This window comes from Yersinia mollaretii ATCC 43969, assembly GCF_013282725.1.
Classification (GTDB): Bacteria; Pseudomonadota; Gammaproteobacteria; order Enterobacterales; family Enterobacteriaceae; genus Yersinia; species Yersinia mollaretii.
In genome coordinates, this window is record NZ_CP054043.1 from 1,815,650 (window position 1) to 1,828,467 (window position 12,818).

Consider the following 12,818-nt stretch of genomic DNA (forward strand, 5'->3'; position numbering starts at 1 on the left):
GAACGCATTATCCTCTTGGTACTTGAAGCCGCAGCGGTGCTAACTAACGAGCTGCAACTCCAACGACTTTGAGGATCTATTCAAGTGATAACCGCATTAATTTACCCACAAAAAATGGCAGAAAATGCAAGGCTATTACCCTTAGCAGCATAATCTAAATAACAGTTACTGAAGCGGTAATAAATGCGGCGATTAAAGGACTAGTGAACCTATGAAGAAGAAAACCTTATTTACCCTGTTATTAGTGGTGGTGGTTATTGCCATGGCGGTGCTGTTCCGTGCCCATAACCAAGACCTGTTATTGCAGGGTGAAGTGGATGCGCCGGAAGTGATTGTGTCGTCTAAAGCTAAAGGTCGGGTGATTGAACGCCATGTGGAACGTGGTGATGATGTCAAAGCCGGACAATTGTTGATGACATTGGAAAGCCCGGAGCTGATGGCTCAATTAGCCGGGCTGGAAGCGGCTCGCGATCAGGCACAGGCGCAGTTAGATGAATCGCTGCATGGCACGCGGGAAGAGAGTATACGCAATCTAAAAGCCACTCTGGCACAGGCTCAAGCAGAATATGAAAATGCGCTCCACACTTATAATCGCAATAATAGTGTGGCGGCTAAAGGGTTTATCTCAGCGTCGGAGTTGGAAAACTCACGCCGTGCCAAAGATACTGCCTATCAGCAAGTTCAGGCTGCTCAGGCTAATCTGGATCAAGGTTTTCATGGCGACCGTTTGGAGTTGCGTGATAAATATGCCGCAGCGGTTCGTCAGGCTGAACAAGATTTAGCACAGTTGAAAGCCCAAACGGATGATTTACAAGTGCGCGCCCCCGTTGCGGGTGAAGTGGGGCCGATCCCGGCAGAAGTCGGAGAATTACTTAATGCTTCCAGCCCCTTGCTGACTCTCATTCGCCTACCACAGGTCTATTTTGTGTTTAATCTGCGTGAAGACATTCTGGCCAGTGTACGCAAAGGGGACAAAATTACCCTGCGGGTCCCGGCGCTAAAAGAGCAAGAGATCATGGCTGAAGTGCGGTATATCGCCCCATTAGGTGATTATGCGACCAAACGAGCAACCCGCGCCACCGGGGATTTTGATCTAAAAACTTTCGAGGTTCGCCTCTATCCGATGCAGCCTGTCGATAACTTACGGCCGGGGATGAGTGCACTTTGGCAGTGGAAAGAGTAAATGAAAAAGATCAAAAGCAGGTTTTTTGACAGAACACGCACTGGCTGGCGCTGTTTTAGCCGCTATTTTGGTCGAGAAACACGCTCGGCGTTTCGCAGCCCAGTGTTCCATTGGCTAAGTTGGTGCTTCCCATTGTTGCTATTCATTTTAATCAGCAGCAACTTTTCTGAAGGAACCTTGCTGGATTTACCCGTTTCTGTGGTAGATAACGACCACTCGCCATTGTCCAAGTCATTAATTCGTAAGCTGGATGCGGGATCTCATGCGCACGTTGTGGCCTATGAAGGGGGAATAGATGAGGCATTGCGCCGTCTACGCAGCTCACAGGATTATGCCTTACTTTATATTCCAACTGACTTTGAAGCCGATGCTCTGGCGGGCCGGCAGCCAAGTATTCTTTTGTATTATAACGCATTGTTTTATGGAGCTGGTTTATACGCTACACAAGATTTCAGTGGATTGATAACAGAAACCAATAGCACTTTCCGCACTATTATTGCCGGTGAGATGGGGGAAACCTTGCCACGATTGGCAAATGTCACACTCTCTTATGGCAGCTTATTCAATGCCAGCGGCAGTTATATTTATTACCAGCAGTTTGCCGCGACTATCCATTTATTGCAGTTATTCGTTATCACTTGGATGATTTATGTATTAGCTCGTAGCAAGGCGTTGTTGACGGCGAAACCTTTCAGCCTGGCCCTATTGGGTAAACTCGCCCCCTATACCTTGTTTTTCACCACACTGCTGGTGGTAGAGATGGCGATGTTAGCGGGGTTCTTTGGCGCACGAGTTAGTGGCAATCCGCTATTTATACCGCTGATTGGTTTCTTTTACGTGATGGCGGCTCAAAGTATTGGTGTGTTGTTATTTACTTTTACCAGTAGTGCCATCACCGCTTACAGCCTGATTGGGATCATCGTGAGTATCGCATTAACCTTTTCCGGTATGGCAGTACCTGAGCTGTCGATGCCATTACCAGCGCGCATTATTTCCAATCTTGAACCCCTAACTCATGCCCTCTACGCCATGTTTGATGTCTTCCTGCGTCAAGTGCCCGTCAGTGCGATCTTCAGTGTCTGCGCCATTTTGCTGATCTATCCGCTGGTCACCTCTTTGCTGGTCCGCAATCGCCTGCTGATTCGGCTACACAAGCAGGAGACTATTTTATGAACAGTAGCTTAAAGAGTTATTGGCAGACATTCAGTCGGGTATTGATGGGGATGCTGGAAAAACCCATGTGGATGCTGCTGTTGGTCTCATTGTGTGTGATGAGTATGGTCTATGCCAATCACACGGTGTGGGATCTGCCCGTCGCGGTGGTGGACCAAGACCACAGCACCGCCAGCCGTCAGTTGATCCGTCAGTTAGATGCCACCTCAAAAATTGCCATTAAAACGTATGACAATTTACCCGATGCTCAGCGGGATCTGGCATGGCGAAAGCTGTTTGCCGTCATCATTATGCCGACGGATCTGGAAAAGAAGGTTCTCAATGGCGAGAACATTGTGATTCCGGTTTATGGCGATGCGACTAACCGCCTTGCCAACGGGCAGATACAGCAGGATGTGGTTGCCGCCTATCAACAACTGTTGGAGGAATATAACCGTGGTTTGTTATTGAGCAGCGGTTTTACCCCCCGTCAGGCCGAAGTGTTGTTGACCCCCATTCGTGGGCAGATACAGGATGTATTTAACCCCGGCATCAGTTTTGCCGCCATTATTTTTCCCGGCATGCTGGTGATGCTATTACAGCACTCACTATTGATTGCCTGTGTGCGAGTCAGTATTGCGATGAAGAGTGCCCCGTCAGGGAAACCCTCTATCCCGGTTTATCTGGGGGGGCTTTCTGCCCTGTTGCCGATCTGGCTGTTTTTATCCATCGTACTGTTCGTATTGTGGCCGTGGGTATTGGGCTATCGCCAAACGGCCTCGATCCCTGAAGTATTGCTACTGACTTTCCCATTCTTGCTGGCGGTGCTGGGGCTGGGCAAGCTGGTAACAGAGTGCTTACGCAGTGTGGAGATGATCTATCTGACACTCTCTTTTGTCACCATGCCGATTTTCTACATTTCTGGCACCATTTGGCCGCTACAAGCCATGCCAAGATGGGTGCGGGCCATCTCTTCAATGCTGCCATCAACTTGGGCCACTAAAGCTATCGCCGGGGTTAATCAGATGGGATTATCACTGCGAGATGTCGGAGGAGATGTACTGATGTTACTGCTGTTAGGGGCGCTTTATACCCTGATAGGCATCAGTGTTGGTGCATTGCGCAACCGTGTCGGGTTACGAGCACTATTCAAACGTATACGACACTCCATTTGATTTATCGCTATTTTGTTCAAGTTCTACCGGAAAAATGCCGCTGTAATTAAGAATTAATAAGCATGAATAACAGGGAGTGCTGCCATGCCCTCCCTGTTATTGTCTGACAAAGTAGAGCCGTTTACGACACCAACTCCAGCCCAGCCAGTCGCCGCCAATAGCCGTTGCAATCCGCTTTATCTGTCAGCGCCAGCGGCATCAACCCCTGTTCGTTCGCGCGGAATTGATCGATAACATCCAGTGTTTCGATGCTTTGCGGTGAAAGACGGATGATATCCACTAACCCCTGCATGGAGATCAGGTCATTCCCGAGGTTATAGCAGTAACCGCTTTGCGTCTGAATGCCGTTTAAGATGAAGACTTGTTGGCCCTCTTGCGATAACACTTTGCGCCCTTGTGGATACTTAATGCAGCAGGTTTCACACTCATCTTTGGCACGGTCCTCTGAGCGAGCAGTAAAGCAGCGGGCGGAGTAAGCCAGCGGCAGATGGCCATAACTCAGCACTTCCACCTCAAACTGATGACGAAAACCCAGCTCTTCGCACTGCTGCAAAACATTGCTCAGCCAGTCGCGGGAAAGCTCCACCGGCATACACCAACGCATCATGCCCTGACGGTGCAAAATCCGCAGTGTATAGGCGTTGTAACAGTTCAGCGCATGGCCCGCGACAAAAGGCAGACCGCGTTCAGCCGCCATATTCACCGCACCCAGATCATTGGCTTCCAGCAAAAACTCGCCGTTCTCCACATAGCGCTTCAATTCATTCAGTTCAGACGGTGCCTGCAACAGCGCCAGTGTGGAGATCACCACCTGCTTGCCGCTGGCGGCGACGGCTTTGGCTAAGGCCAGCCAGTCGCCGACTCTCATTTCACGGCGCTTGGTACACACATTCTCGCCGAGATAGATAATGTCGGCGCTGCTGTTGGCCGCTGCGTGATAGAAGGATTCAATATCCGTTTTTGGCCAGTAATAGAGCACTGCGCCTAAGGCGTATTTCATATTTCCTCCGGCTACTGCCACTTGCGATGATAAGCGCCCAGTGTCGTCTGGGTCCCTTCGGACATTGCGCCCAGTTGTTCCATCCACTCCGCTTTGGCGGCGAATTGCGCCGGATTGGCCTGATAGCGGTCAATCGCCTGTCGCCACACTTTGGCAACCTGACTGACATAAGCGGGGCTGCGCTGGCGGCCTTCAATTTTTACCGAGGCAATATTCGCGGCAAATAATTCCGGCAACAGCTCAAGGGTATTCAAGCTGGTCGGCTCCTCCAGCGCATGGTAGCGCTGACCCTCCACCAGATAGCGCCCTTTGCACAGTGTGGGATAACCGGCATTTTCATTGTCGTCATAACGGTCGATCAGCACCTCATTGAGGCGTGACTCCATCCCTTGCGGGGTCTGCTGCCAGCGGACAAAGCGCGCGGGTGAACAGGCTCCCACGGTATTGGGTGATTCACCCGTCAAATAGGAGGACAGGTAACAGCGGCCTTCCGCCATGATGCACAAGCTACCAAAGGCGAAAACTTCCAGCGGCACTGGGCTGGTCCGCGATAGCTGTTTCACCTGATGCATTGAGAGCACGCGCGGGAGAACCACCCGTGCCACATCGAAATGGCGCTGGTAAAAGCGGATGGCCTCATCGTTCGTCGCCGAGGCTTGCACCGAGACATGGCGCTCCACTTCAGGATAGCGTTCGGCGGCATACTCCAGCATAGCGAGATCCGCTAAAATCAGGGCGTCGGCCCCCAGTTGTGCCGCCATATCCACGGCCCGCTGCCAACGAGAATAGCCGTCGGGGTGGGCGAAGGTGTTGATGGCGATATGCAATTTGCGCTTACGGCTATGAACGTAATTAACGGCTTCCTGTAGCTTTTTATCGGTGAAATTAAGGCCAGCAAAATGGCGGGCGTTAGTATCATCTTTCAAGCCGATATACACCGCGTCGGCACCATTGTCGATTGCGGCTTTTAATGCGGGTAAATTGCCGGCAGGACAAAGCAGCTCCATAGAGTTTTCCCCATCCGAAGATGATGTTCATATTTTATACTCGTCATACTTCAAGCTGCATGTACGTTGGCTACGTTCAATCACCCGAATCACTTACTGATGTAAGCTCATCGGGATTCTTTCTCTTGCCGCCTTCCTGCAACTCGAATTATTTAGGGTATATCGAGTGGGGATTTTAGTTAACCTACTTTGAGCTGACCTTGATATAAGGCAGTTTCTTTCGCATTGGTGGTCCTCTTCTGCTATTTAGCCAAGTTCTGATGCAAATTTTATTGATTTAGTACGCTTTCATGTTTTACCAATGTGGCACTATATAGCTAATTATCGAGATCTAAACCCAAAGTCATTGGAGTTGCAGGTAGGCAGCCAGCAAATGCATCCCGATGAGCTTACATCAGTAAGTGATTCGGGTGCATGCGCGCAGCTAACACCCCTGCAGCTTCAAGGACGAGGGTATATCACCAAAAAGGAGTCTAGCCTGTGTTGGGAGAACTACGAGCACGCCTAGTGCGTCAAGGGCCAGCGCTGCTGCGAGGGCCGTTAAAGTTGGCACCCTTTGCCTTACAGCGTCAGGTATTAGAGCAAGTGCTGGGGTGGCAATTCCGTCAGGCATTGTTGGATGGCGATCTGGCATTTCTGGAGTCCCGCTGGTTAAAAATTGAAGTGCGCGATCTCGCGTTGCAATGGTTTATGACGGTGGAAAACGGTAGGCTGGTGGTGAGCCAACAGGCTGAAGCGGATGTTAGCTTTAGTGGTGATGCCAACGATCTGATTTTGATCGCTGCCCGTAAAGAAGATCCGGATACGCTGTTTTTCCAGCGCCGGTTACGAATTGAAGGGGATACCGAATTGGGTCTGTATGTGAAAAACCTGATGGATGCCATTGAGTTGGAGTCTATGCCAACCCTGCTGCGAGTGGGTCTGCAACAACTGGCAGAATTTATTGAGGCGGGTCAGCAAGAGGGTGCGGCCACTGCTTCCCGCACATTAGCATCATGCTGATCAGGGTAGAAATTCCGGTGGATGCACCGGGGATCGACGCACTATTACGCCAGTCATTCGAGAGCAATGACGAAGCTGATCTGGTGCAGCAACTGCGCGAAGATGGCTTACTGACACTGGGTATCGTGGCAACTGATGACGAAGGCGGTGTTGTCGGTTATGCGGCATTCAGCCCCGTAGAAGTCGGCGGTGAAGACCGTCAATGGGTCGCACTGGCACCACTGGCGGTGGAGGAGAGTCTGCGTCGGCAAGGTTTGGCGGAAAAATTGGTGTATGAGGGACTCGATTCGCTCAATGAGTTTGGCTATGCCGCTGTCGTAGTACTGGGAGATCCGGCCTATTATCAGCGCTTCGGTTTTGTTCCGGCAGCCCGCCACCAACTGAGTTGCCGCTGGCCTGGCACCGAAGAAGCTTTTCAGGTCTATGCCTTGGCGGAAGATGCCCTGAATGATGCTGATGGCGAAGTGGTGTTTTCTGCCCCGTTCAATCGGTTTTAACCGCTAGCGCCTTATCGGCCGCGTGCTGATCACCCAGCATGGCTACCAGTGAAGAAGGCTGGCTAATCACCAGCTTCTCTTTTTGCAGCTTACTGAGCTGCTTTACCCGATATTCCAGCTTCAATGCCGTCGAACGACTGCCTGCTTCACAATGAAAGACCAGTGTTAACTCGCCTTTTCCTCGCAGTGCTTTTGCCCCTTTACCGCCCTGATGCTGTGCCAACCGCCGGACAACATCAGTGGTAATACCGGTATAGAGCATACCGGAGGCGGTGCGCAGCAGATAGAGATACCAAAGGCCATCCGTCATCATCTTATTCCAGTCCGGGGGTAGCGGTTTGGAACATTATTACCGGAATTGCGGGCCGTATCCTGACTTTTTTATCTGCTGGCACCTGATCTTGCTAAATCAACGCGTCTGACTGATTACTTTGTCTTTGCTGCAAATTCAAAGCGCGGCGAAACCAAACCGTACAGAGTCCAGCCGAGGAAGGTCACAATCGCCCCCCACGTCATGGCTTCTTGGCCTGAGCTATAGAGTGCATAGAAGCTGTACATCGCGCCGATAAAGGCAATGATGTTCGCTTTACGGGCCTTAGCCGGGGCGACATTAGCGGTTTTCTGAATAATCACCAGTGCCGCCATCGACAGAATATAAGGGATGATATTGGTCACCACGGCCAGATTCACCAGCACATTGAACTGCTTGTTCAGTGATGGGCTAATGGTCATCAGCGACAGCACACTCTGGATGACAACAATAGTCAGCATCCCTTTAATGGGCGCATCGGCTTTACTGACTTTAGAGAAGATTTTCGGGAAGAAGCCCTCATCGGCAGAGGATTTGAACACCTGAGCGATGGTGAACTGCCAGCCGAGCAGAGAGCCGACACAAGACATAATCATCAATGCCATGATGATTTTGCCTACTGCTGGGGTGAACATATAAGCGAACGCCAGACCGAATGGCGCGGTAGAGTTCGCCAAATCCATATTGGGTACAATACCGGCAATCACGTTGGTTGAGATGATATAGATAACCGCTGCACCTAAAGTCCCACCCAATACGGCGATCGGAACATTACGTTCAGGGTTTTCTACGGCATCGGTATTCGCGCAGGCAGATTCCAAACCCAAGAAAGCCCACAGTGTCATCGAGATAGAAGAACCGATAGCTTCGAAGGTCGGCACGCCATGTGGGTTCCACGCCGCCATATAGGCTGAGCCGCTAAACCAGAACCAGCCAACAATAGAGATGCCGACTACCGGGATAATTACCCCCCAGATGGTGACACTACTGATTTGGCCGGTAATCCGTGCGCCACCAAAGTTAGCCACTGTGGCCAGCCACAGAACACCGATGGTCGCGATACAGATACCCAGTGGTGTCAGGGTCGCACCCAGTAATTCGGTGCCGTAACCCACGGCTGAAATAGCAATGGCGATATTGGCAATCAGCAGCGAAGCACCATAGGTATAGTTAGCCATGAAGTTACCGGACTTACCGAAAGCATACTCGGCATAACCGCCCATCCCGCCAGATTTACGGCTGAACATGCCGCATTGGGCGAAGGCATAGGCCAGTGCCATAGAACCGACAGCGGTCACTAACCATGAGACAATAGATATCGTCCCCACTTCGGCGAGTTTGGTTGGCAGCATAATTATGCCAGACCCCATCATATTGACGGCGGTCAGAATAGTCAGCTGTACGACTCCCATCTTATTATTTGTTTTACTCATTTTTTATTATCTCTTTTTTAATTTCAGAGACTGCGGGAATAGTTAACCCCCGCAGATTGAGCGAATATTGGTGTTGTGAAAGTAAAAAGTGCTATTTTATTTTATTGATTGCTTCATCATGTAGCCGTAGGCACGGTTCCATCCATCTTCATCGACTTGCAAATAGACGCCTTGTAATTCAGGGGCGAAGCCTGGCAGTAAATTAATACTCTCTTCTAATGCCAGGAAATAACGTTGAGCTGCGCCGCCCCAAACTTCACCAGGGACCACACACAATACTCCCGGTGGGTAAGGCAGGGCACCTTCAGCGGCAATTCGACCTTCGGCTTTACACAATGGTACTAATTCAGCATGACCCCGGACGAATTCAATATTGGCATCTTGCGGATTCATCATCACTTTAGGGAAATACTGTTTACGGAACATCTCTTTTTGCAGTTGCTTAACATCGTAGCTGACATAAAGATCATGCATTTCCTGGCATAATTTACCGATGGTATAACCTTTGTAACGAGTTTCATTATTGCGATAAACGGTCGGCAATACATCGCTTAACATGGCATCTTCTTCAATGAAACGCTCAAAACGGGCAATTTGTGCGACCAAATGCTGCATTTTCGCCAAGTCTTCTGCTGGCGTTAATAAAAACAGAATTGAATTCAAATCGCATTTTTCTGGCACGATCCCATTTTCGCGCAAGAAGTTAGCCAAAATAGTGGCAGGAATCCCAGATGCGGTATATTCGCCCGTATTGGTATCAATCCCCGGTGTGGTTAATAGCAGTTTACATGGGTCAACAAAGTATTGTGACGCTTCATAGCCTTCAAATGCATGCCACTTTTCGCCGGGAATAAAATTAAAGAAACGCAAATCTTGAGCCATGGCATCGGTGTCATATTGCTGCCAAGGTTTACCGTCAACTTCTACCGGAACAAAAGGCTTAATCATGCTACAGGTATTTAAAATCATTTTACGCGCTTCAATACCGGTCTTAACGCAATCCAGCCACATACGTTGACCACTCTTTCCTTCATGCATTTTTGCGTTGACATCTAATGCCGCAAATAATGGATAGAATGGGCTGGTGGATGCATGCAACATAAAGGCATTATTAAAACGCTTATGGTTGCAGTAGCGATCTTGGCCTTTAATATGTTTGTCTTTCTTATGAATTTGCGAGGTTTGTGAGAAGCCCGCTTGTTGTTTATGGACTGATTGGGTAACGATAATACCGGGATCGTTTTCATTCAGGTCAAGTAATAATGGTGAGCAATCCTTCATCATTGGAATAAATTGCTCGTAGCCCACCCACGCGGAGTCAAACAGAATATAGTCGCAAAGATGACCAATTTTATCCACCACCTGACGGGCGTTATAAATGGTACCGTCATAGGTACCCAGTTGGATAATCGCCAGACGGAATGGACGTGCTTCGTTAGCGCGCTCAGGTGCGACGCTACGTATCTGTTCACGCAGGTATTTTTCTTCAAAACAGTGGGCGTCAATACCGCCGATAAAGCCAAACGGGTTGCGGGCAGTTTCTAGGTAGACCGGAGTTGCCCCTGCTTGAATCAGTGCGCCATGGTGGTTGGATTTATGGTTATTACGGTCAAACAGCACCAGATCACCCCGGGCCAGCAGCGCATTGGTTGCCACTTTATTCGAGGCTGAAGTCCCGTTTAGAACGAAATAGGTTTTGTCGGCATTAAAGACTTTGGCTGCATGTTTTTGTGCATCACAAGGTGCGCCTTCATGAATAAGCAAGTCACCTAATTTGACGTCAGCATTACACATATCAGAGCGGAAAATAGTTTCGCCGTAGAAGTCGAAGAATTGGCGACCCGCAGGATGTTTACGGAAGAATTGTCCCCCCTGATGCCCTGGGCAGGCAAAGGTAGAATTCCCCATTTCGACATATTTTTTTAATGTGCTGAAGAACGGCGGCAGCAGATCTTTTTCATATTTTTCTGCCGCTGATTCCAGTTGTTTTCCATAAAAATCAGTGTTGTCACCGCAGAGTTCAAATACCCCATTTAATGAGGGTAATACGTCAGTATTAAGCTCTTCTTCACAGCAAACCGCCGCAAAAATTGGGATCTCTAGTCCCAATGCATGAATGCTATCAATGACACCATTATTAATGTCCTGAACCGAAAGTACGACAGCGGCAATATCGGTAAAGTCGGTATGTAAAACATCCACGATTTCGCGCTGTGATTCAAAGCAGGGGATCGCTGAAACGCTGGAAGCAATATTTAACTTCTTCATTTATTTTTCTCTCTTATTTTATTTAGGGTATATAAACCCGTCCAACATTTTTGCAAGTTGGATTTAGTTTCTTAATAAATTCTGTGTATAGCAGCCCGTATCAATGAATTAATATTCATTAATAAATCGTCTGCTTTTCTGCGCAACACTTTGCCATTATGTAAAACAATAACTAAATTTCAGGCGCAGTGATCCTCATGTCATTTAGCATTTATGACAGAGGTGACATTAATTTTTTACGGGATAGCTATGTTTCTGCTGAAAGACTTAAAACACCAGCCAATAGAGATTGAGTCATAATTAGCAACAATCTGTTAGGCGTAGAAATATTACTGAGTGTTAGTCTTTTCGGAGAACGCAGACAATAGTTAACATCACGCAAAGTTCAAAAATCACTTTTCGTTTTTGTCACCTATTGCGCATAGACAATGACTATCCAATAAAAACGGATGCCATCGCAAGAGGGGTATTATCTAAAATGAAAATAGGAAAAGCTAAAATAACTACGGTGTGCTGGCATCATTAAATGCGTTGTCCGCCTTATATGCGCCATTTTCTTGTTGTTATTTTCCATTTGCGTAAGATCTCTGTTTTTTTAAACAAATTTTGGTTTTAAACAAGGTTTTCGTTTTAAGCAAGATTGCCAAAAAACGAGCTGATGGCGGCTATTCTAGTCATAACACTTATTCATTCTGTGACTCAGGTCATGTTTTTATTCTATTTTAAAATACACTTTGACTAAAAAATGAATAAATAATCGATTTTATTCGTTTTAAACGGTTTTTATTCAAAACTGTACTGTAAGTTATGCAAAACAGTCGGGTTATATTTAACACCAAGGATACATTGGCCGGCTTATTATTATCCAACATGAGCAATGAGAGCGGGTTCTTAATATATTTTGTATTTTATTTGTTAATCCATAATTATTTGTTACATCCTCAGTTATACGTAAAATTTGCATATAAATTCATAATTATCTTATGCAGTAAATGTTAGCTAAATCACGTTATTAGGCACTTTATCGCCATAGACCCTATTATCAGGGAGGATATGCTGAGAAAGATCCCCTGATCAGCGATAAGTGCGGGAAAAACGCGGCAAGGGCTGCCCCGACATGAATAAGGTTAACTGAATAGTGGTGGGCATCGCCGCAGACCTGCGCGTGGAGGCGAAGTTGGGGTACACTCAAGGCAGTTTTTATGCTGGAAGGTGTTGTGAATAATGCGTGCCGTGAATTCGCCTGATGATTTATCAATAATTATCCGTTTCTTACGCCAGCAGCATGTGCTGACGCTGTGCGCTGGCAGCGGTATAGATATGTGGTGCGCCAACTGCTTTTACGTCTTCGATGATGTGCAGATGGCGCTTTATCTCATGACCGAAAAGCACACCCGCCACGGCGAACTGATGCAGATTAATCCGCAGGTGGTCGGCACTATTGCTACTCAGCCGCGCACTGTTGCCCTCATCAAAGGCATCCAATATCGCGGTGAAATCGCCGTGTTAAGTGGCGATGCTGAGCAAGCTGCCCGTCAGCGCTACTGCCGCCGTTTCCCGGTGGCAAAAGTCGCCTCCGCCCCTCTCTGGCAGCTCAATCTGCTGGAGGTCAAAATGACCAATAATACGCTGGGTTTTGGCAAGAAGCTCTTTTGGAACGCATCTCCTTCGTCCTTGAAATAAGAGGGGTGTTAGCTTCGTTCACTCACCCGAATCACTTAGCTATCTAAGCTCATCGGGATGAATTCACTTGCTGCCTACCTATCACTTCAATGACTTCGGGCAGGGTGA

General features: G+C 48.3%; 12 protein-coding genes. 6 read left to right on the top strand and 6 right to left on the bottom strand.

Annotation, left to right across the window (positions count from 1 at the left end):
• Positions 1-211: 211 nt before the first annotated feature.
• Genes HRD69_RS08090 through HRD69_RS08100 form a run of 3 tightly spaced genes read left to right on the top strand, consistent with a single transcriptional unit; the run spans position 212 to position 3,510 of the window.
• Positions 212-1,183 (top strand): HlyD family secretion protein, encoded by a 972-nt coding sequence (locus HRD69_RS08090; protein ID WP_004875404.1) that lies wholly within the window; start codon positions 212-214, stop codon positions 1,181-1,183.
• Positions 1,184-2,356 (top strand): ABC transporter permease, encoded by a 1,173-nt coding sequence (locus HRD69_RS08095; protein ID WP_004875403.1) that lies wholly within the window; start codon positions 1,184-1,186, stop codon positions 2,354-2,356.
• Entirely contained in the window at positions 2,353-3,510 is a 1,158-nt protein-coding gene (locus tag HRD69_RS08100) for an ABC transporter permease (RefSeq protein ID WP_032814610.1), read from the top strand. The genes HRD69_RS08095 and HRD69_RS08100 overlap by 4 nt, the downstream gene beginning before the upstream one ends.
• Before the next feature lie 121 nt (positions 3,511-3,631).
• On the opposite strand, the gene HRD69_RS08105 is transcribed toward HRD69_RS08100, so the two are convergent.
• Complete coding sequence (locus tag HRD69_RS08105) at positions 3,632-4,510, bottom strand: U32 family peptidase (protein WP_004875401.1); 879 nt, start codon at positions 4,508-4,510, stop codon at positions 3,632-3,634.
• 11 nt (positions 4,511-4,521) lie between these two features.
• On the bottom strand, positions 4,522-5,517 hold the full coding sequence (gene ubiU, locus HRD69_RS08110) for a ubiquinone anaerobic biosynthesis protein UbiU (RefSeq protein ID WP_004875400.1): 996 nt from the start codon (positions 5,515-5,517) through the stop codon (positions 4,522-4,524).
• A 480-nt stretch (positions 5,518-5,997) separates the two neighbouring features.
• Between ubiU and ubiT the strand changes: the two genes are divergently transcribed.
• Together ubiT and HRD69_RS08120 are read left to right on the top strand one after the other, a co-directional pair.
• Positions 5,998-6,519: a ubiquinone anaerobic biosynthesis accessory factor UbiT gene (gene ubiT, locus HRD69_RS08115; protein ID WP_032815629.1), complete on the top strand. Its 522-nt coding sequence runs from the start codon at positions 5,998-6,000 to the stop codon at positions 6,517-6,519.
• Positions 6,513-7,016, top strand: coding sequence for a GNAT family N-acetyltransferase (locus HRD69_RS08120; RefSeq protein ID WP_032815628.1), 504 nt, complete (start codon positions 6,513-6,515; stop codon positions 7,014-7,016). The genes ubiT and HRD69_RS08120 overlap by 7 nt, the downstream gene beginning before the upstream one ends.
• On the opposite strand, the gene HRD69_RS08125 is transcribed toward HRD69_RS08120, so the two are convergent.
• The 4 genes from HRD69_RS08125 to speFL form a co-directional block, all read right to left on the bottom strand.
• On the bottom strand, positions 7,003-7,326 hold the full coding sequence (locus tag HRD69_RS08125) for a GIY-YIG nuclease family protein (protein ID WP_032815627.1): 324 nt from the start codon (positions 7,324-7,326) through the stop codon (positions 7,003-7,005). The two genes, HRD69_RS08120 and HRD69_RS08125, sit on opposite strands and share 14 nt — an antisense overlap.
• A gap of 116 nt (positions 7,327-7,442) precedes the next feature.
• A complete protein-coding gene (potE, locus tag HRD69_RS08130; RefSeq protein WP_004878153.1) occupies positions 7,443-8,759 on the bottom strand; it encodes a putrescine-ornithine antiporter in 1,317 nt (438 codons plus the stop codon).
• Positions 8,760-8,855: 96 nt separating this feature from the next.
• Complete coding sequence (gene speF / locus HRD69_RS08135) at positions 8,856-11,027, bottom strand: ornithine decarboxylase SpeF (RefSeq protein WP_004878151.1); 2,172 nt, start codon at positions 11,025-11,027, stop codon at positions 8,856-8,858.
• A 469-nt stretch (positions 11,028-11,496) separates the two neighbouring features.
• Positions 11,497-11,601: a leader peptide SpeFL gene (gene speFL / locus HRD69_RS08140; RefSeq protein WP_108088099.1), complete on the bottom strand. Its 105-nt coding sequence runs from the start codon at positions 11,599-11,601 to the stop codon at positions 11,497-11,499.
• A gap of 650 nt (positions 11,602-12,251) precedes the next feature.
• On the opposite strand from speFL, the gene HRD69_RS08145 reads away from it, so the two are divergent.
• On the top strand, positions 12,252-12,710 hold the full coding sequence (locus HRD69_RS08145; RefSeq protein ID WP_004878147.1) for a YhbP family protein: 459 nt from the start codon (positions 12,252-12,254) through the stop codon (positions 12,708-12,710).
• Positions 12,711-12,818: the final 108 nt, after the last annotated feature.

Excerpts from the sequence above, each read along its gene's own strand:
- potE (WP_004878153.1), bottom strand. The coding sequence starts at position 8,759 with ATGAGTAAAACAAATAATAAGATGGGAGTCGTACAGCTGACTATTCTG.
- HRD69_RS08095 (WP_004875403.1), top strand. The coding sequence starts at position 1,184 with ATGAAAAAGATCAAAAGCAGGTTTTTTGACAGAACACGCACTGGCTGG.
- speF (WP_004878151.1), bottom strand. The coding sequence starts at position 11,027 with ATGAAGAAGTTAAATATTGCTTCCAGCGTTTCAGCGATCCCCTGCTTT.
- HRD69_RS08120 (WP_032815628.1), top strand. The coding sequence starts at position 6,513 with ATGCTGATCAGGGTAGAAATTCCGGTGGATGCACCGGGGATCGACGCA.
- ubiU (WP_004875400.1), bottom strand. The coding sequence starts at position 5,517 with ATGGAGCTGCTTTGTCCTGCCGGCAATTTACCCGCATTAAAAGCCGCA.
- speFL (WP_108088099.1), bottom strand. The coding sequence starts at position 11,601 with ATGGAAAATAACAACAAGAAAATGGCGCATATAAGGCGGACAACGCAT.
- HRD69_RS08100 (WP_032814610.1), top strand. The coding sequence starts at position 2,353 with ATGAACAGTAGCTTAAAGAGTTATTGGCAGACATTCAGTCGGGTATTG.
- HRD69_RS08145 (WP_004878147.1), top strand. The coding sequence starts at position 12,252 with ATGCGTGCCGTGAATTCGCCTGATGATTTATCAATAATTATCCGTTTC.
- HRD69_RS08125 (WP_032815627.1), bottom strand. The coding sequence starts at position 7,326 with ATGACGGATGGCCTTTGGTATCTCTATCTGCTGCGCACCGCCTCCGGT.
- HRD69_RS08090 (WP_004875404.1), top strand. The coding sequence starts at position 212 with ATGAAGAAGAAAACCTTATTTACCCTGTTATTAGTGGTGGTGGTTATT.
- HRD69_RS08105 (WP_004875401.1), bottom strand. The coding sequence starts at position 4,510 with ATGAAATACGCCTTAGGCGCAGTGCTCTATTACTGGCCAAAAACGGAT.